This is a genomic window from Streptomyces sp. NPDC043427 (assembly GCF_056436655.1).
Map to the genome: position 1 here is coordinate 181,263 of NZ_JBWKCC010000014.1, position 19,995 is coordinate 201,257.

Annotated in this window: 13 protein-coding genes; 5 read left to right on the forward strand and 8 right to left on the reverse strand. The window is 72.0% G+C overall.

The genetic code is table 11. The annotated features are described in order from the left end of the window. Nucleotides 1-27: 27 nt before the first annotated feature. From AC067M_RS23180 to AC067M_RS23195, 4 genes are all read right to left on the reverse strand, one after another. Nucleotides 28-1,662: an LCP family protein gene (locus tag AC067M_RS23180; RefSeq protein WP_478698908.1), complete on the reverse strand. Its 1,635-nt coding sequence runs from the start codon at nt 1,660-1,662 to the stop codon at nt 28-30. A 143-nt stretch (nt 1,663-1,805) separates the two neighbouring features. Then, nucleotides 1,806-3,566: an LCP family protein gene (locus tag AC067M_RS23185; protein WP_478698909.1), complete on the reverse strand. Its 1,761-nt coding sequence runs from the start codon at nt 3,564-3,566 to the stop codon at nt 1,806-1,808. A gap of 234 nt (nt 3,567-3,800) precedes the next feature. After that, the gene (locus AC067M_RS23190; RefSeq protein ID WP_478698910.1) at nt 3,801-4,997 is read right to left on the reverse strand and encodes an LCP family protein; all 1,197 of its coding nucleotides are present in this window, start codon (nt 4,995-4,997) and stop codon (nt 3,801-3,803) included. A gap of 657 nt (nt 4,998-5,654) precedes the next feature. Continuing rightward, nucleotides 5,655-6,413, reverse strand: a complete 759-nt coding sequence (locus tag AC067M_RS23195) for a TIGR03089 family protein (RefSeq protein ID WP_478698911.1) — start codon at nt 6,411-6,413, stop codon at nt 5,655-5,657. A 151-nt stretch (nt 6,414-6,564) separates the two neighbouring features. On the opposite strand from AC067M_RS23195, the gene AC067M_RS23200 reads away from it, so the two are divergent. Further along, on the forward strand, nt 6,565-8,052 hold the full coding sequence (locus tag AC067M_RS23200; RefSeq protein WP_478698912.1) for a peptidoglycan recognition protein family protein: 1,488 nt from the start codon (nt 6,565-6,567) through the stop codon (nt 8,050-8,052). Nucleotides 8,053-8,178: 126 nt separating this feature from the next. After that, complete coding sequence (gene manB / locus AC067M_RS23205) at nt 8,179-9,261, forward strand: mannose-1-phosphate guanylyltransferase (RefSeq protein WP_478698913.1); 1,083 nt, start codon at nt 8,179-8,181, stop codon at nt 9,259-9,261. Nucleotides 9,262-9,531: 270 nt separating this feature from the next. On the opposite strand, the gene AC067M_RS23210 is transcribed toward manB, so the two are convergent. The 4 genes from AC067M_RS23210 to AC067M_RS23225 form a co-directional block, all read right to left on the reverse strand. Beyond that, nucleotides 9,532-10,545: a DNA-3-methyladenine glycosylase family protein gene (locus tag AC067M_RS23210; RefSeq protein WP_478698914.1), complete on the reverse strand. Its 1,014-nt coding sequence runs from the start codon at nt 10,543-10,545 to the stop codon at nt 9,532-9,534. A 92-nt stretch (nt 10,546-10,637) separates the two neighbouring features. Beyond that, nucleotides 10,638-11,948, reverse strand: coding sequence for a coenzyme F420-0:L-glutamate ligase (locus tag AC067M_RS23215; protein WP_478698915.1), 1,311 nt, complete (start codon nt 11,946-11,948; stop codon nt 10,638-10,640). Then, nucleotides 11,945-12,928, reverse strand: coding sequence for a 2-phospho-L-lactate transferase (cofD, locus tag AC067M_RS23220; protein ID WP_478698916.1), 984 nt, complete (start codon nt 12,926-12,928; stop codon nt 11,945-11,947). Before cofD ends, AC067M_RS23215 begins: the two co-directional genes overlap by 4 nt. Before the next feature lie 33 nt (nt 12,929-12,961). Beyond that, the gene (locus AC067M_RS23225; RefSeq protein ID WP_478698917.1) at nt 12,962-13,477 is read right to left on the reverse strand and encodes a cysteine dioxygenase; all 516 of its coding nucleotides are present in this window, start codon (nt 13,475-13,477) and stop codon (nt 12,962-12,964) included. A 712-nt stretch (nt 13,478-14,189) separates the two neighbouring features. Here AC067M_RS23225 and AC067M_RS23230 point away from each other — a divergent pair. The 3 genes from AC067M_RS23230 (at nt 14,190) to AC067M_RS23240 (ending at nt 19,958) form a co-directional block, all read left to right on the forward strand. Continuing rightward, nucleotides 14,190-14,453: a WhiB family transcriptional regulator gene (locus AC067M_RS23230; RefSeq protein WP_003975777.1), complete on the forward strand. Its 264-nt coding sequence runs from the start codon at nt 14,190-14,192 to the stop codon at nt 14,451-14,453. Nucleotides 14,454-14,715: 262 nt separating this feature from the next. Beyond that, nucleotides 14,716-18,396: a glycosyltransferase family 2 protein gene (locus tag AC067M_RS23235; protein WP_478698918.1), complete on the forward strand. Its 3,681-nt coding sequence runs from the start codon at nt 14,716-14,718 to the stop codon at nt 18,394-18,396. Continuing rightward, entirely contained in the window at nt 18,393-19,958 is a 1,566-nt protein-coding gene (locus AC067M_RS23240; protein ID WP_478698919.1) for a DUF5719 family protein, read from the forward strand. Before AC067M_RS23235 ends, AC067M_RS23240 begins: the two co-directional genes overlap by 4 nt. Nucleotides 19,959-19,995: the final 37 nt, after the last annotated feature.

Here is a 19,995-nt window from a genome sequence, read left to right on the forward strand (position 1 = left end):
CCGGACGAACCGGCCCGCGCGCCCGGCCTACCAGGTGAAGCCCGGGGCGATCTCCATGCACGCCGACTTGTCGGAGGCGTTGAGGGCGTTCGCCGAATCGGGCGTCGTGTCGTCCTCCTTCGGCGCCTTGTAGGCCGTACCCGACCGCCAGTCCGCGCCGACGACGAGGGTGATGCCGGAGACGTCCGTGGACTTCTTCACCGCGCTCGCGGGGAGGCCGAGGGCCTCGGCCACCCGCTCCGCGTCGCCCTGGAGGTCGGCGCTCGGGTAGCGGATCACTGTGGTCTTCTCGGACGTCGCCGCCGACGGATCCGCCACGGCCTGCGTGAAGCCCTTGCCGACCAGCAGTTCCTTCACGGCCGTCGCGCGCCCGCGGGCGGCGCCCAGCGTGGCGTCGGCGGTGCCGTTGTGGACCTGGACCGCGATCTCGCCGTCCGCGGCGGCCTTGTCCTCGGTGGCCGGCGTCTCGGGGGCCTTCTTCTTGTCCTTGTCCTTGCCGTCGAGGGCGATGTCCTCGCGCACCAGCCGGAACAGTTTGCCGGCGTCCTCGGTGGGCTCCACCCGCTCGCCGGCGTACCGGTTCGGCATCGTCGTCATGGTGATGCGCTCGGTCGGCACCTTCTTCAGCTCGTTGGCCAGGTCGTACATCTTCTTGAGGCTGCCCAGGTCCGGGTCCACCGTGATCGCCTTCGTGGCGGCCTCGGCGAGCTTGCGCAGCTTGTTCGGATTGCTGAGCGTGGCGTTCTCACGCAGCTCGCGGACCATCGAGTTCATGTACTGGTGCTGGGCCTTGGCGCGCGCGAGGTCGGTGTTGTCCTCGAAGCCGTAGCGGGTGCGCAGCCACTGCAGGGCCTGCTTGCCCTTGATGGAGGTGGTGCCCTCCTTGAGCCTGAGGCCCGAGCCCTTGCCGTCGCGGGTGTGCGAGTACACGTTGGCCCGCACACAGACCGGGACACCGCCGATCGCGTCCGCCATCGACACCACACCCGAGAAGTCGATCATCATGAAGTGGTCGATGTGGATGTCGGTGAGCTTCTCCCAGGTCGCCACCGTGCAGCCCGGACCGCCACGGCTCAGCGAGCGGTTCGTGATCCTCCGGGTGAGCGCCTCGAACTCCTCGCCGCTCTCCGGGTCGGTGCACTTGGGGATGTCCACCAGCGTGTCGCGCGGCATGCTGACGACCGACATGTTGGAGCGGTCGGCCGACACGTGCAGCAGCATCTGGACGTCCGCGAGCGGAGGACCGTCGAAGGTGTCCTTGGCCCCGCCGAGCTTCTGGTTCTCCTTGGTGTTCCGCGCGTCCGAACCGATGAGGAGGATGTTCAGCGGCGTCTGACCGGCCGCGTTGGCCTCGGTCTTGGCCGCCCGGTCCTTTTCGTCGCCGATGTTCAGGGCGTCTTTTTTGATGTTGTTGTTGAGGTGCTGGTAGTAGAGGTAACCGGCGCCCGCGGTGCCCAGTATCACCACCGCCAGCACCGACGCCGACCAGCGCAGCGCACGGCGTTTGCGCGGCCCCCGGTCGGTTCCGCGTCCGCCGCCATGGCGCCGGCCCCCACCGCCGCCGTGCCGGCCACGCCTGCCCGGTGCCTCTTCGCTCCGCGACTCGGGAGACGTCTTGCCCCCGGCCGCGGGCGCCTCCCCCCGCACACTGCTGCCCGCCAACTCCAGCCCCTCCCCACCCTGCGCATGACACGGGTCCGCCCCGCGCCTCGTTAGACGCGCGACGGACCCGTTTGGTTAGGTCGCCTGATGTCTCAGTCAGGTGACTTGACCTGCTTTTTGGATCACTTGGCGTACTTGTCGGGTCACTTGGCGCACTCGACCTTGTCCGCAGTCGACTTCTCCACGTCCGGAGCCTTCGTCGGAGCGGTGAGCGAGACACCCGCGCCCTTGAAGTCCTTGCCCAGGGTCAGCGTGATCGCCGGCAGGCCCTGGGAGTTGGTCACGCTCTTGCCCGGCTTCATCGCCGCTCCGGAGAGCCCCATGAGCTCGGCCAGCTTGCGTGCCTGGTCGGCCTGGTCGGGCGCGTACTCGAGCGTTGTCTTGCTCAGTTCCGCCGGCGCGTTGCCGCCGTTCTCGGACTTCTCCACGCCCTCGGTGTTCTGCAGCCAGTTGAGAGTCTCCTGCGCGCTGCCGGGCGGAGCCCCGCCGTTGAGCACGCGCACCCGCACCTCGGAGGCCTCGGACTTGGTGCCCTGCAGACGGGCGGCCGCGGCCTGGGCCGCCGCGTCCTTCTTCTCCTTCTCCTTCTGCTTCACCGCGGTGAAGGAGACGTCGTCCTGGATCGCCTGGAAGACCTGGGGCGCCTGCGTCTGGTTCAGGACGACCGTCGCCTTGACCTTCTCCGCCGGGTTGTCGACCACCGGCACGGTGACGAAGGTCAGGTTCTTGGTGTCGAGCTTGCCCAGCTCCAGACCGAGGTCCTTGAGCTTGCCGATGCTGTCCAGCTTGGAGTCGACGGTCAGCGCCTTGGTGCCGGCCTCGGCCAGCTTGATCATCTTGGTCGGGCTGGTGAGCGTGTCGTTGGACTTCAGCTTGCGCATCAGCGCGCTGAGGAACTGCTGTTGCAGCCCGATCCGGCTCAGGTCGCCGCCGAAGCCGACGGCGTGCCGGGTGCGGACGAAGGCGAGCGCCGTCTCACCCTCGATGTGCCGCGTGCCCTTCTTCAGGTCCAGGTGCGAGTCCGGGTCCTTGAGGTCCTTGGCCAGGCACACGTCCACGCCGTCGACCGCCGTGGTCAGCGTCTTGACCGCGTTGAAGTCGGCGACCATGAAGTTGTCCGGGGTGATCCCGGTCAGCTCGGTGACCGTGCGCATGGTGCAGCTGGGTGTGCGGTCGTCCTGGCCGAGGCTGGTGTTGAAGCGGACGCCCTGTGTGCCCGGGATGACCTTGGTTGAGCCGTCCTCCTGCGTGGTCGGGCAGTCCGGGACGTTCACGATGAGGTCGCGCGGGATGCTGAGCACGGTGCCGTTCGTACGGTCCTTGGAGACGTGCACCAGCAGCGTGGTGTCGGCGTGGCCGACGCTGCCGGCGTCGCCGTAGCCCTCGTTGCCCGCGCCGGTGCGCTTGTCGGTGCCGATCAACAGGACGTTGATGGCCCTGTCCTTCTGGAAGCCGCCGGTGCTCGCGCCGTCGTCCGGCGAGGACGCGATGTTGTTGTTGAGATGCTCGATGTAGAGGTACGCCGCTCCGGCCGCGGCGAGCACGATGAACGCCAGCGTGCCGCCGGTCCAGGCCAACGCCTTCTTCGCCTTCGACTTCTTCGGCGGCTGCCGTCGCCCGCGCCGCCCGGGAAGCGGGTCCTCGGGCGCGGGCGCGCCGCGCCGCCGACGCGGCCCCGGCACGTTCCGGCCCGGCGCGTCACGGCCGGGCGCGGCCGTGCGGCTGCGCACCGTGCCGTTGGCACCGGCTCCCGCTCCGCGCGAGGCGGATCTACGGGGTCCGGGTACCGCCGACTGCGGTGCGGAAGCGCTCAGTCGCAGTTCGTATTCACCGGTGTTCGGATTGAGCACCCACTGGTCTGCGGGGTCGATGTTGTCCGCCCGCCCACGGCCTTGCGCGTCCACGGTTGTCTCGAATCCTCCGTCGGGGCCACGCGGCGCCTTTCCCCCTCCAAGGCGCTCGGGTCTCGTACAAACAGTGCGCGACCCCCAGGACGGTCCTCTGGGCCGGGTGCACCGGATCGCTCACACTATCCGCCCAGTTCAGCGTCAAGCGACGACGGTGACAAATTCCACGTCCCTACAAGCGGGCAATTCACCCATTTCTTTGAACTCGAGTTCGTCGACTTGGCAAGCGCTTTACCCACAGGTGTCCTCGGCCGCCGTGTTTCCGCGGAACGTGGGGGCGGGGGAAGTGGGCTCGTCGGGCTCCCGCGAGCCGTTTCCGCGCGCCTTTTCGACGCCCGAACCGCCTCCCGGGGCGACTTCCACGGGGGCGTCCCGACGTACTCGCTCGAACAACCTCTCCGCCTCGGGCTCCACGAGCTGGTCGCGATTGGCGTTGTAGATGTAAGCCTCCCTCGGAACGGTCAGGAAACGCACATGTTCGGTGGGGATGTCTCGCACTCCGCGTACGAGTTGGTACAAACCGCGCAGACTGGCCAGGCCCGGGTCGATGGTGAGGGAAGAAGTGGCCGCGTCCAGCACGGGATACAGCTTCGCCGGATTCAGCAGCACGTCATTGCTCTGCACCTTGTTGACGAGCGCGCCGAGGAAACGCTGCTGCCGGTCGATGCGGTCGGTGTCGCTCCCGTCGCCCAGCGACTTACGGGCCCGGACGTACCCGAGCGCCTGCTCACCGTTGAGCGTCACCCGCCCCGCGGGCAGGCGCAGCTTGGCGGCCTTGTCGTTGACGGGTTCCTTCAGGCAGACCTCGACCCCGTCCACGGCGTCCACCATCTCCTTGAACCCGTGGAAGTCGACGACGACGTGATGGTCGATCCGGATGTCGGTCAGCTTTTCGACGGTACGGATGGTGCAGGCGGAGCCGCCCATCTGGAAGGCGTGGTTGAACATCGCGAACATGGGGCCGGTGCGGGTGCCGTCGGGTCGCCGGCAGCTCGGCACGTCCACCATCAGGTCGCGCGGCACCGAGATCGCGGTCGCGCTGTCCCTGTTCGCCGCGAGGTGCAACAGGATCGTCGTGTCCGACCGCTCGGTCCCGCTGTCCCGCCCGTACTTGCGGTTCTCCTCCCCCGAGCGCGAGTCCGACCCGATCAGCAGAATGTTCTGCGCGCCCCGCACAAGCGAGGTCGGCCGCTCCTTCTCGTACCGCCTGAGTTCGGCCGCGGCCGCTTCGTCGGCGGTGATGTTGCCGTCCAGCTTGAGATAGACCCCCCACCCCACTCCCACGACCACCACCACGACCCCGCCGACCCCACCCGCTCCCCACCGCACCCAACGCCGCCGCCTCCGCCGCGCGAGCCCCAACCCCAGCGCGGAACACCCAGGCCCGGGCCCCACCACCCCCGGCCCACCGCCCACGCCATCACCCACGTCCGCCTCCACCCCTCACGTACGGGCCGTCCTGCCCACCTGCACTTACGAGGGTGACGCGGGAGAGGCGGCGGTGGGGGGTGGGGGTGGGCCGAACGGGGGAGGGGCGGGGGCGGCTGTGGGCGCGGGGCGGGTCGGTCGCATGGACGCTGGGCCGCTTTGAGGCGCTGTCCATCCCCCGGCACGCACGGCGCTCAACGGCGCCGCCCCGCCCGCGGTCATGCGCGGCGCCAGCCCACGCCGTCCCGCCCGCGGGCGCGCGGCGCTCAACCGGGCTTCCCTCTCGTGGTCAGTCGCGCCGCTGGGGCGGGGTGGAGGGGGCCGGGTGGAGGCTGGGGCGCTTGCGATGTGGTCGCGCCTGCGGGCGTGTGCGGCGCTCAACCGGGCTTCCCTCGCGTGGTCAGTCGCGCCGCTGGGGCGGGCGGAGGAGGTCGGCTGGGTGCTGGGCCGCTTGAGATGTCGTCCCTCCCGTGGGCGCGCCGCGCCTCACCGCGCCGTTCCTCCCGCGGGCAGTCGTGCCGCTGGGGCGGCACGGGTGGGCGCGGGCGGTGCCCCGTCAGCGCCGGGCTGCGCGACCCACCCCGACGAACGCATCGGCACCGGGCGCCGGACAGCGAAACGGCGCCGGCACCCCCGTAGGCCCCGCCCCCCGAAGGGCTACCGCGCCGTGGCCGTAACCCTCTCGCTCTCGATCCGCTTGGCCACCGCCTCCTCGTCCAGCATCTCCAGATGCCGGCACAACACCACGGACCCCCCGGTCGCCAACGGTGCGTACAACCCCGCGGCCAGCCCCTCCCACGTGTCGTACGGCAGCGCCGACAGCACCCGGGCCCCCGGCCCGGTGAGCCCGACCCCCGGCGCCTCCGCGGACGCCCGCTCCACGATCTCCGCCCCGCTGAACTCCCGCCCGGCCACGATCAGCGCGGGAGCCTCCGGATCCACCGGCGCGTACGGCGCGAACCGGTCCCCGTGGCTCGGCACGTCCACGGCATAGTCGGCGTACCCCTCGGGAGGAGCCGGCACGAACCGCCGCCCCAAGGGCGCCAGGGACAGCGCGTACCGCTCACCCCCGCACGCCAGCCCCGCCTCGAACTCCCCGGGCCCGGCGACGACGAAGTCGGCCCGCCCGGCGTCCCCGCCCACATCCGCGACGACCCCCACCGACGAACACGCCAGCAACCACACCGCCGTCTGCCAGTGCGCGGGCAGCAACAGCGCGACCCGGTCGCCGGGTTCCGCGGACAGCTCGTCCTGAAGGAGGTTCGCGGTCTTGGCCACCCAATTGGCGAAGGTGGCCACGGACAATTCGACCCGTTCGCCCGTGGCGTCGTCGTAGAAGGTCACCAAGGGCCGCGCGGGGTCCGCGGCGAGCGCGGAACGCAGCAGGTCGGCAGGGGTGCGATCAGTGGCGTTCACCCGCGCAAGCGTACGCGCCGACACACCTTCCCACCCACCGCCGGGCCCACCACCACCCCACCACTCCACCACCGGATCGGACGAACGGCCCCCGACAGCCCGTCAGCTCCCCAATGGACAGAAATAATTAGATATGTCCAGGATCGGGAGCATGCATGGATTGCTTGCTTCTTCGATCGGTGTCACCTGCGCGGCCGCCCTCGCCCTGCCGCTGACCCCGCCCGCCGCCGCGACCCCCGCGGCGCCGGCCGCGGACGCGGCAACCGTCCCCGGCGCGCCCGCCGCACCCGACACCCGTGCCCAGGCTCCCGAGCTCCCGGACCTCTCCGGTAGCACCCAGTCGCTGCCCCTCGCCCCCCTCACCCGCCCCCGAGGCCCCGCCACCGAACAGGGCCTGACCCGTCGTGACGTACGGCACTTCTCCCTCGTCGGCGTCGTCTGGGACGACCCGGCCACGGAACTCCACGGCAGCGTCCAGGTCCGCACCCGAGCCGCCGGCACCGGCACCTGGTCCGACTGGCAGGACGTGGAGACGCACAACGCCGACCACGGCGCCGACCCCGACACCGCGGAACGTACCTCGGGCCGCGTGCGCGGAGCCACCGCACCGCTGTGGGTGGGCGATTCCGACGGCGTGGAGGTACGCGTCCGCGCGGACAGCGCCACCGCCACCGCGACCGAGACGCCCACCGACACCCGCGGGCCCCGCACGGCCACCGGCCCCGCCTCCCCCCTCCCCTCGGGCCTGCGCCTAGAACTCGTCGACCCGGGCGCCGACGACACCGGCGAGCGAGCCGCCGCCGCCCCGCCGCTCCACGCCCCGGTGTACGTCCCGCGCACCGGCCCCCTGCGCAACCCCTACGACCCGGCCGCCCTGACCGCGGAGGCCTCCGCGGCCTCCGCCACCAACACCGACCTTCTGCGCGTGCCGCTCGGCGCCACCGACATCCCCGCGCTGACCCAGGCGGAGACCGAGCAGGAGCTGTCCACCCTGGCCGGCGGCGAACTGACGGAGCAGCAGCGCGCGAAGCCGTACATCGGCCCGCGCCCGCACATCGTCACCCGGCGCGGCTGGGGCGCCGACGAGTCACTGCGCGAGCGGTCGTTCGTCTACACGAAGAAGGTGAAGGCCGCCTTCGTGCACCACACGGCGTCCGGCAACAAGTACAAGTGTTCGCAGTCGCCCTCGCTCATCCGTGGTATCTACCGCTACCACGTCAAGAGCATGGGCTGGCGCGACATCGGCTACAACTTCCTCGTCGACAAGTGCGGAAACATCTACGAGGGCCGCGCGGGGGGCGTGGCGAAGCCGGTCCAGGGCGCCCACACCCTCGGGTTCAACACGAACAGCATGGGCATCGCCGTCCTCGGAACGTTCGGATCCTCCAAACCGTCCTCCTCAGCGGTCAAGGGCGTCGCCCGGCTGACGGCGTGGAAGCTGGGCCTGTTCGGGGCCAATCCGAACGGAAAGACATACCTGAAGTCCGGCGGTGGCAATCTCTACGCAAAAGGTAAGAACGTACGACTGCATGTGATCTCCGGACACCGGGACGGCTTTGCCACGGAATGCCCAGGGAGGCAGCTCTACGGCAAGCTCGGCGCGGCCCGTTCGACGGCGGCGCGCTACCAGGGGCGCTGACTCGGGGGCACGGGCAGCGGGGGACAACCAACAACGCACGGCCATCGAAGGCGCCACACAACGGTCTGCATACACTGGCCGGTCGAAAGACAGTTCGGCCGGTCCCGGCAGGAAGCAGAGACGAAGGTGACAGAAGCGATCCTCCTGGTCGGCGGCAAGGGCACCCGGCTGCGCCCGCTCACGGTGCACACGCCCAAACCCATGGTCAGGGCGGCGGGGGTGCCGTTCCTCACGCACCAGTTGGCGCGGGCGAGAGCGGCGGGCGTGGAACACATCGTGCTCGCGACGAGCTATCTGGCGGAGGTCTTCGAACCGTACTTCGGCGACGGCGCGTCGCTCGGACTCCACATCGAGTACGTCACGGAGGAGGAGCCCCTGGGCACGGGCGGCGCGATCCGCAACGTCGCGTCCCGTCTGCACTCGGGCCCCGACGACCCGGTCCTGATCTTCAACGGTGACATTCTGACGGGACTGGACATCCGCAGACTCGTCGACACCCACGAGACGACGGGCGCGGACGTCTCCCTGCACCTGACCCAGGTGACGGACCCGCGCGCCTACGGCCTCGTCCCCACCGACGACACCGGCCGCGTCCTCGCCTTCCTGGAGAAGCCCCAGACGCCCGAGGAGATCGTCACCGACCAGATCAACGCGGGCGCCTACGTCTTCCGCCGCTCTGTCATCGACACGATCCCGCTCGGCCGCCCGGTCTCGGTGGAACGCGAGACGTTCCCCGACCTCCTGGCAGCCGGAGCGCACCTGCAGGGCATGGTCGACTCGACGTACTGGCTCGACCTCGGCACCCCGGCGGCCTTCGTGCGCGGCTCCGCCGACCTCGTCCTCGGCCGCGCCCCGTCCCCCGCGGTTCCCGGCCGCTGCGGCGACCGCCTGGTCCTGCCTACGGCGACCGTCGCGCCCGACGCGAAGCTGACGGGCGGTACGGTCGTCGGCGAGGGCGCGTTCGTCGCCGAGGGCGCGCGCGTGTTCGGCTCGACGATCCTCCCCGGCGCCGTCATCGAACCCGGCGCCGTCATCACCGACTCGCTCATCGGCACCCGCGCCCGCGTGGGCGAACGCTCCGTCCTCACCGGCACCGTCATCGGCGACGGCGCCGTCGTCGGCCCCGACAACGAACTCCGGGACGGCGCCCGAGTCTGGTGCGACGCGCAAATCCCAGCGGGTGCAGTGCGCTTCTCCTCCGACGAGTAGCCGCCACTGGCCGAACGCCGGACGGGCACACGCTCGCGGCCCGCCATCTCAGTGCCGGTCACGGCACCCCAGCCCGTCCGGCGTTTGAGGACAAGGCCCGTTCAGGGCCGAAGCAGGGGGCTGGGGGCGCAGCCCCCAGGGACGGGAAGGGCAGGGGCGGAGGGGGCGACCGCATCCATCAGCGACTCCGCCGCGGGCCCCGACGGCAGCCGCAGCACGCCGCCCCGCATGCACCCCGGCCGCGCACACCCTTCCGCACCGCGGACCCACTCACCACTGCCCGATATCAACCCGCCGCATCTTCGGCGCTCGCCTCGCCGGCGTGACCCCGCTCAACAACACCAACCGAGCCGCCCGATGCCGCTGCCCCGCATACGGCTCCAGCAACGACAACATCACCGCGTCATCCGCATCCCGGTCCCCGGCCAACGCCCATCCCACGATTCCCGGCAGATGCAGATCCCCGACGGTCACCTCGTCCGCCGCCCCATGACTGCGCTGCACCGTCTCCGCCGACGTCCACGGCCCGATCCCGGAGACCAGCTCCAGCCGCGCCCGAGCCGCCGCCGGCTCCATCCCGGCCGCCTCCTCCAACCGCCCGGCCACCCGAACCGCCCGCAGAATCGTCGAGGCCCGCTTGTTGTCGACCCCGGCGCGATGCCACTCCCACGACGGAATCAGCGCCCACGTCCGAGGCGCCGGCATGACGGACATCCGCTCGGGCGCGGGCCCGGGCGCCGGTTCCCCGTACTTCCGTACGAGCAGCCGCCACGCCCGATACGCCTCGTCGGTCGTGACCTTCTGCTCAAGAATCGACGGGATCAACGACTCCAGCACCCGCCTGCTCCGCGTCAACCGCAGCCCCGGCCGCCGATGCCGAGCGAGCGCGACGATCCGGTGCCGGGGCACGAACACGGACGGATCGTCGGCGGCCCCGAGCAGCTCCGGCAACTGCTCCAGCAGCCACTGCGCACCGGGCCCCCACGCCTCCCCCCGCACCCCACCGCCGAGCGCGACGACCCGCAGCGTCCCGGGACCGGTAGGGGTGAGGCAGGTCCGCCACACGGACCCGTCCGGCGTCGCCCGGAACGTCGGATCCCCGGGCCCACGCCGCAGCGGCCCGAGCACCAGCCCCAGATCGAGCGGCCCGTCCGGCACCCACGTCCGCACCAGCCCGCGCGCCCGCTCCGGCGCACCGGCCTGCCGCGGCACCACCGGGGGCACAGCGGCCTGCCCGCCGCGCACGGTCGTACGAGTGGGCCGGGGAGCGAAACGTCCTGCCACGAGTGAGTCCCGGGATGTCGAAGGGTGCCGTACGAGACTGAGACTAGGCGGTCCCCGTCAGCCGTACGCCGACGAAGCGACCGTATGTCCTCTCACCGCACCGCGATGAACGCTCCCGCATCCCGCTCCCCCCGAGCCCTCGGCTCCTCCGCCGGATGCCCGACCGCCACCGCGCCCATCGGATCCCAGTCCTCCGGCAGCTCCAGCACTTCCCGCACGACATCCCGGCAGAACATCGTCGACGACACCCACGCCGACCCCAGCCGCTCCCCGGCCAGCGCCACCAGGAGGTTCTGCACGCCGGCGCCCGTCGCGACCACGAACATCTCGCGCTCGGCCGCGTCCCGCCGCGCGTCCCCGTAGGTGTGCGACCCGTCCATGACGAGACACGGCACCACCAGACAGGGCGCGTTCCGCAGGACGTCCCCGCGCCGCACCCGCTTGGCGATGGACTCCTCCGTCTTGCCGTCCCGCCGCAGGTCCGCGATCCACGCGTCCCGCATCGCGTCCAGCAGCCGCGTCCTCGCCCCGGCCGACTCCAACAGCACGAACCGCCATGGCGTCGTGTGGTGCGGTGCCGGCGCCGTCACGGCCGCGGCGACCGCCCGTCGTACGGCTCCGGGGTCGACTGGCTCGTCCGTGAACGCCCGGATCGTACGGCGCTGGGTGACCGCCAGCCGTACCGCCTCCGACGTCCCGAGGCGGAACATGTCGTCGCGGGCGCCGCGCACCATGGCCCGCGCCCCCTCGCCGTCGCCCTCGACGACCATGTGCGGCAGTCCGCGCACGACGGCGACGGGCAGCCCGGCGGCCTTGCCCTTCACCAGATCACCGGCGGCGGCCAGCTCGTCCGCCGTCGCCACGACCGTCGCGCTGAGCGGGTTGCCGTACGCGTCCGTGCCCCCGCGCAGATCGTCGAGCACCCGCACGCCGGCCGCCCCGATCGCGACATCGGTGAGCCCTGCGCGCCAGGGGCGCCCGAAGGTGTCGGTGACGACGACGCCGACCTCGACGCCGAGGGCGTCCCGCAGCCCGTCCCGGATCGCGCGCGCGGACGCGTCAGGATCCTCGGGCAGCAACAGCACCGTGCCGGAAGGGGTGTTGGAGGCATCCACACCGGCGGCGGCCATGACAAGCCCCTGCCGGTTCTCCACGATCCGCAGCGGGCCGCGCCGCGCCACGACCCTCACGGTCTCGGCGTCGATCGCGGCCTCCCGGTCGGCCGCCTCGATCAGGCGACCCTCCGCCTTGGAGACGATCTTCGAGGTGACGAGGAGCACGTCCCCGTCGACCAGCCCGGGCGCGGCGTCGGCGATCAGCTTGGCGAGGTCGTCGCCGGGCGCGACCTCGGGCAGGCCCGGCACGGCCCAGACCCGGTAGCCGTCGGCGGATGCGTCGCTCATGCCCCCCGTACCTCCTCGGCCAGCGCCAGCGCCTCGCGGGCCATCCGCGCGGTCGCGTCGATGTCGGTCATCATCAGCGGTACGGCCCGGCAGCGGATGCCGGCCGACTCGATCCGCTCGACCACGCCCGCGTCCACCGTGTCGACGAGCCAGCCGTCGAGCAGCCCCGAGCCGTAGTGCTCGGCGACCGCCGCGGCCGTGGACTCCACGCCGACCGCCGCGAGCACCTTGTCGGCCATGCCGCGCACGGGCGCGTCCCCGACGATGGGGGAGAGGCCCACCACCGGCACCCCGGCGTCGGCGATGGCCTCCCTGATGCCGGGCACGGCGAGGATGGTGCCGACGGAGACGACCGGGTTGGACGGCGGGAAGAGGACGACGTCCGCCTCGGCGATGGCCTCCAGGACGCCGGGCGCGGGCTTGGCCTGCTCGGCGCCGACCGGCACGACGGCCTCGGCCGGCACGGAGGCCCGCAACCGCACCCAGTACTCCTGGAAGTGGACGGCCTTGCGCTCGCCGGAGCCCGCGCCGGAGCCGCTGTCGGGCAGCGTGACGGCGACATGCGTCTCCACGCGGTCGTCGGTCATCGGGATCAGCCGCACCCCCGGCTTCCACCGGTCGCACAGCGCCTCGGTCACCGCGCTCAGCGGATACCCGGCGCCGATCATCTGCGTCCGCACGATGTGCGTGGCGAAGTCCCGGTCGCCCAGTCCGAACCACTCGGGCCCGACGCCGTACGCGGCGAGCTCCTCCTTCAGGTGGAAGGTCTCGTCGGCCCGCCCCCAGCCCTGCTCCTCGTTGATGCCGCCGCCGAGCGTGTACATCACCGTGTCGAGGTCCGGGCAGACCTTCAGTCCGAAGAGGTGAATGTCGTCCCCGGTGTTGCCGATGACCGTGATGTCCGCGTCCGGCACGGCCTGCTTCAGACCGCGCAGGAAGCGGGCACCGCCGATGCCGCCTGCCAGAACCACAATGCGCATGGGAGCAGTCTTGCAGGCGGGTACGACAACGCGTCAGGCAGTCGGCACGGCGTCGACCGGGCCGTGCGCCGTGCCGGCCGAGCACCGCGGCTCGTGCATGGGCATCTCCGTCAGAGCCGGGTAGTAGACGTGCAGGCTGACCGCGGGCTCCAGCGCGTCGTTCACCATCTCGTGCGCGTACCCGGGTGCGAACACCCGCTCCGCGCCCGCGCCCAACGCGCGCGTGCCGCGCTCGGTGCGCTCGGTCAGGGTGCCTTCCAGCACGGTCAGCACTCCGGAGGAGCGGCCGTGGTCGTGCAGCCCGCTGCCCTGCCCGGGCACCCAGGACAGCAGCCACACCTCGTAGCCGGGGCCGGTGCGCAGCCGGTGGTACCAGCGCGTCGTCGCGTCGTAGCGCACGAGGTGCTCCCACTCGGAGCGGTCGGCGGCGATGGAGCGGGCCAGGCCGACGAACTCGGCGACGGTGGCCGGGTGCTCGCGTGGGGCCTGGAGCAGGTGCGGGACTTCGAGGATGTCGCCGGCGATCTGGAGGTCGCTGTCGCTGTTCATGAGGTGCGGTGGTTCCTCGGCGGAAGAGTGGGGGCTGGCTGGGGACGCGTACCGTCCGCCCGGGTCGCGGGCGGGAGGGAAACCCTGGTGGGGGCAGAGAGAACAGCAGCCGAGTCGCGGTGGACTCAAAAGCAGCCGGAGCGCGTTGGGCTCAACAGCTGGGACAGCAACAGCTACAGCGAGCGCGGGCAGCACCGTGGGACCCGGCGGTGCGGGTCGAGGTGAGTGCCAAGTTCGCGAGCATGCCCACAAGGACATCGGTTCACACCTCGACTGTCAACTCGGCACCCGGGTTGTGGGACGTGTTTCACCTCATCCGGTTCACCTCGAAGGTGAAAGGTTTGTGCGTGCGGTCCTCGGGACACATGCGGTCCATCCGGTCGCGCAAGCCTCGTTGCGGTCCCGTGATCCGACTGTGATCCGGTTCGCTTCTGCGTGCGGGGCGCAACGGGGTCGAACTCGTGGGCGTCCTTCCCAGTGCAGGCTCTGCTCCGGGTCCGACGCCCCTCGGGGGCTCATCTGCGTGCCTGAGTTTATGGCGATTTGAACACTTTCTGCGCCAGACTGGTTCCGCAGAGTGAATAAGGGGCCCAATAGCAGATCTCGGCTTGACTCGCCCGGAGCAGCACACCTGTAATTTCACTCGTGTCGTTCAGCCGAAAACGGTAACGGCAACATCACGGGGACGCGAAAGAGCAGACGAGGGGCGCACATGACCGAGCTGGTGCAGCAACTGCTGGTCGACGACGCGGACGAGGAACTCGGCTGGCAGGAGCGCGCACTGTGCGCCCAGACCGACCCCGAGTCCTTCTTCCCCGAGAAGGGCGGCTCGACCCGCGAGGCCAAGAAGGTCTGCCTCGCCTGCGAAGTCCGTTCCGAATGTCTTGAATACGCCCTCGCCAACGACGAGCGCTTCGGTATCTGGGGCGGTCTGTCCGAGCGCGAGCGCCGGCGGCTGAAGAAGGCGGCCGTCTGAACGGAGGGCGTGCGTCCTGAACGGAGGGCGTGCGTCCGCACGCGGCTCGGGCCTCGTTCGGATCACCCCGCGTCTGCGGCGTGATCCAAACGACAGGCCCTGGTTGTCCACAGGACGAGCGGCCCGTCGCCCGTGGGTTGTCCACAGGCGGCGGGCCGTCGTCCTGCCCAGCCGATAGTGTGGTCGCTCGTCCGAGACGCCCCGCCGCCCCCTGGTGGCACAGGCGTCCACCGCAGTCCATCGAACCGGGGCCCGTACCTCGATGTCCGTGCACAGCCACACGGCAGCCCGCCAAGACGGCGCTGCCACACCTGAGTTTCCGCGTCATGTGGTGACCGCGGTCCTCGTCTCCCACGACGGCGCCCGCTGGCTGCCCGACGCGCTCGCCGGACTGCTCGGCCAGGAGCGCCCGGTCCAGTTCGCCCTGGCCGCCGACACCGGCAGCGCGGACGACTCCGCCCAGCTGCTCTCCGACGCCCTCGGCGCCGACCAGGTGCTGCACCTCGCACGGCGCACCGGTTTCGGCCAGGCCGTCGAGGAGGCCGCCCGCACCGCCCCGGTCCTCACCCCGGACGACCTGCCCTACCTGAAGCGGCCCAGCGGCTGGGACCCCGTCACGCGTTCGTGGCGCGACGACGCCTACGACATGCCGGAGCTCCCGCACGGCGAGCCGGTCCAGTGGCTGTGGCTGCTGCACGACGACTGCGCCCCCGAGCCCGACGCCCTCGCCGAGCTGCTGCGCGTCGTGGAGAACGAACTCGATCTGGGCCGCGACGACGTGGCCGTCGTCGGTCCCAAGCTGCGCGGCTGGTACGACCGCCGTCAGCTCCTGGAGGTCGGCGTCACCATCGCCAACTCCGGCCGCCGCTGGACCGGCCTGGACCGCCGTGAACAGGACCAGGGACAGCACGACCACGTCCGGTCCGTGCTGTCCGTCTCCACCGCCGGCATGCTCATCCGCCGTGACGTCTTCGAGCAGCTCGGCGGCTTCGACCGCCGACTGCCCCTGATGCGCGACGACGTCGACCTGTGCTGGCGCGCCCAGGCCGCCGGCCGCCGCGTCCTCGTCGCCCCCGACGCGGTCGTACGGCACGCCGAGGCGGCCTCCCGCGAACGCCGCGCCGTCGACTGCGCCGGACGCACCACCGCCTCCCCGCACAAGGTCGACAAGGCCGGCGCCGCCTACACCCTCCTCGTCAACTCCCGTACCGCGGCCCTGCCCTGGGTCCTGCTGCGCCTCGTCCTCGGCACCCTGCTGCGGACCGTCGCCTACCTCGTGGGCAAGGTCCCCGGACAGGCCGTCGACGAGATCCGCGGCCTTCTGGGGACCCTCCTGCGGCCAGAGCGGATCATCGCCGGGCGACGCAAACGTGGTAAGCCGGTCATCGACAAGGACGAACTGCGGGCTCTGTTCCCGCCGCCCGGCGCGACCGTGCGGGCCACCGTCGAACAGGCCGCGGGCAACCTCGTCAGCCGCTCCGACGCCGAGGCCGCCGCGGGCGCGGGCCGGCACGGCGGCGCCATCGAGTCCGGACCCGGCGGCGATGACGCCGACTTCCTGGAGATCGAACAGTTCGCCCGGCTCAAGCGTGTCGCCCGCAAGCCGGGCCCCGTGCTCTTCCTGGTGCTGCTGCTCGTCTCCCTGGCCGCCTGCCGTGCCCTCCTCGGCGGCGGAGCGCTCGCGGGCGGCACCCTGCTGCCCGCCCCGGCCGACGCCTCCGAACTGTGGTCGCGCTACCTGGACGCCTGGCACCCCGTCGGCGCCGGCGGCACCCCGTCCGCTCCGCCCTACCTCGCCATCGTCGCGCTGCTGGCCTCCCTGCTGTTCGGCTCGACCGGCCTCGCGGTCACGGTCCTGCTGATCTGCTCGGTCCCGCTCGCCGGCGTCACCGCGTACTTCGCCTCCCGCCCGCTCGTCGAATCCCGCCTCCTGCGCGCGTGGGCCGCCGTCGTCTACGCCTTCCTGCCCGCGGCCACCGGCGCCCTCGCGGGCGGCCGCATCGGCACCGCCGTCCTGGCCGTCCTGCTGCCGCTCATCGCGCGCGCGGGCATCGCCGCCGCGGGCCTCACCAAGGCCGACGACACACGCGGCAGTTGGCGCGCCACCTGGGCGTACGCGCTGTTGCTGACCGTCACCACCGCGTTCACCCCGATCGTGTGGCCCATCGCGCTGATCCTGGGCATCGGTGTGCTGGCCGTGCGCCGCGCCGACCTCACCGCCTACGGACTGCGCTTCCTGGCCCAGCTGGGCACTCCGCTGCTGATCCTCGCGCCCTGGTCGCTGTCGCTGCTGCCGTTCGGCTTCTCCAAGGAAGCCGGCCTGGAGTACGGCTCCTCGGCGGCCTCCGCCCTCGACCTGCTCGGCGCGAGCCCCGGCGGCCCCGGCACGGTCAGCGGACTGATGCTCATCGGCATCGTCCTGGCCGCTCTCGCCGCCCTGCTGCGCTCCGAGCGGCAGGCCGGCATCGTCGCGGCCTGGGTCGTCGCTCTGGTGGGCCTCGTCTTCGCCGTCCTCTCCAACGGCTCCACCTGGGCCGGACCCGCGACCCTCGTGTACGGCATCGCCCTCCTGGCCGCCGCCGCGCTCGGCGCCGACGGGGCACGCGCGCGCGTGGCCGAGCAGAGCTTCGGCTGGCGCCAGCCCGTCGCCGTCCTGATCGCCTTCGCCTCGGCCGCGGGCCCGCTGCTCGTCGCCGCCGGCTGGATGATCCGCGGCGCCGACGACCCCTTGGAGCGCCGCGACCCGGTCCAGGTGCCCGCGTTCGTCGCCGAGGACGGCAACAACCGTGACCAGGCCCGCACCCTCGTCCTCGACAGCGACTCCGCCGCCCACGTCGCCTACATGCTGGTCCGCGGCTCCGGCGCCCGCCTCGGCGACGCGGAACTCGCCGCCGCCGACGGCGAGAACGCCAAGCTCGACAAGATCGTGGCCAACCTGGTCGCCGGCTCCGGCGCCGACCAGGTCGACCAGCTCGGCAAGTTCGCTGTGCGCTACGTCCTGGTCCACAAGGGCGCGCCCCGCGAGGTGACCCGCATCCTGGACGCCACGCCCGGACTGCGCCGGCTCAGCGAGCAGAACGGCGGCGCCCTGTGGCGGGTCGACCAGCAGGTCTCGCGCGCGGCCATCGTCTCCGCCGCCGGCTCGGGCACCCCGCAGTCGGTCGCCGCCGGGCCCGTCGACATCCACACCACGATCCCCAGCGGCGCGGACGGCCGGATCCTGCGGCTCGCCGACACCGCCGCCGAGGGCTGGACGGCCACCCTGGACGGCAAGCCGCTCACCCGCACCACGGTCGACGGCTGGGCCCAGGGCTTCGAACTCCCCGCCTCCGGCGGAAAGCTGGACGTCACCTACGACGACCCGATCGGCCACACCGCCTGGCTGTGGGCCCAGGGCGCGCTCGCCGTCGTCCTTGTCGTGCTGGCCCTGCCCGGCCGCCGCCGCGACGTCGACGACGACCTCCCCGAGGAGCCGGTCGTCCCGGCCCAGCCCGTCGCCGGCGAGGGCCGCCGCGCCCGCCGCCTGAGGGCCCAGGCGGAGGCCGAGGAGGCCGCCCAGGAGACGCCGGCTCCTCCGCAGGAGCAGCCCGTCGCGGCGGTGCCCCAACAGCAGCCGTACGGTGAGTGGGACGCGGCGAGCTACCCGGGCGCCGCGGACGGCGGCTACGGCGCCGACCAGTACCAGGGCACCCAACAGCCGTACTCGGCGGGCACGTACGACCAGACGCAGACCTACGACCCCTACCAGGGCGGCCAGTACGACCCGTACGCCTACGGCGGCCAGAGCCAGGCGCCGTACGACCAGACGTACGAGACGTACGACCCGTCGTACGACCCGTCGTACGGCCAGGGGTACGACCCCACGTACGACCCGGCGCAACAGCAACAGCAACAGCAGCAGCACGGCGACGGCAGTGAGCGCCCCGACGGGAGCCAGCAGTGAACCGCACGACCATCTCCCTGTTCGCCGGCGTGGCCGCGCTCGCCGCCGTCACCGGATTCGCCGCGCTGACCCCGCCGGACGCCTCCGGCTCCGGCACGGACAGCGCGAAGGCGGCCGCAGAGCTGCCCGTGGAACGTACGAGCCTGCTCTGCCCGGCGCCCAGCACCTCCGACCTCGCCGAGACGTCGTACACCTCCTTCACGCCCGTCACCAAGGGCGCGGAGAGCGACGGCACGGCCGAACTCGAGTCCGCCACGGAGCAGTCGGGCGACGGGACGGGCGACACGTCCGCCAAGGACAAGGATGTCGAGGACAAGAAGGACAAGAAGAGCGAGAAGGACAAGAAGAGCGAGAAGGGCAAGGGTGAGGGCACGTCGGTCCTCACTCCCAAGGCACCCGGCACGCCCGTCACCGTGGACGCCTCCGGTGCCGACTCGCCCGCGCTCGTCGGCACCGCCGAGGGGAAGTTCGCCCCCGGCTGGACCGTCCAGGAGACGACCGAGGTCGCCGCCGGCACCGGCCGCGGCCTGCAGGGGGTCAACTGCACCGCACCCGATACGGAGTTCTGGTTCCCGGGCGCCAGCACGGCCACCGACCGCACGGACTACGTGCACCTGACCAACCCGGACGACTCCGCCGCCGTCGTCGACATCGAGCTCTACGGCAAGGACGGCGCCCTGCAGACCACGGTGGGGGAGGGCATCACGATCCAGCCGCACTCCAGCGAGCCGGTCCTGCTGTCCACGCTCACCGACGCCAAGCAGGACGACCTCACCGTGCACGTGAACGTCCGCAGCGGCCGCGTCGGGGCCGCCGTCCAGGCGCTGGACGAGAAGCTCGGCGGCGACTGGCTGCCCGCGTCCACCGACCCGGCGGCGAGCCTGGTCCTGCCGGGCATCCCGAAGGACGCCACGTCCGTGCGCCTGATCGCCTTCACGCCGGGCGACGCCGACGCGGACCTGAAGGTGCGCCTCGCCTCGCCCTCCGGGTTGATCACGCCCGCCGGCAACGAGACGCTGCACGTCAAGGGCGGTATGACGACCGCGGTCGACCTGGGCGACGTCACGCGCGGGGAGGCCGGCTCGCTGGTGCTGACCCCGACGGACCGGTCGGTGCCGGTCGTGGCTGCCGTCCGCGTGGTCCGCGGCAAGGGCGGCAAGCAGGAGACGGCGTTCATCCCCGCCACGAACCCCGTCGGCACGCGCGCGACGTCCGCCGACAACAGCGGCAAGGGCTCCACGCTCTCCCTGACCGCTCCGACCGGCACCGCCAAGGTCAAGGTCACGGCCTCCGCGGGCAGCGAGGGCGGCACGGCGGCGTCGAAGACGTACACGATCAAGTCCGGCACGACCATGGACGTCGAGCCGCCGGTCCCCAGCGGCCTGAAGGGCACGTACGCGCTCACCGTGGAGCCCGTCTCGGGCGCCCCGGTGTACGCGGCCCGCACCCTGGCCGCCACCGAGGAGGGTGTCCCGGGCTTCACGGTCCAGACCCTGCCGGACGACCGGGGGACTGTGGCGGTACCGGAGGCGGACCAAGACCTCTCGGTTCTGGACAAGTAAGGGGACGTCGGGGCGGCGGACGGGCCTGGGGTCAGTC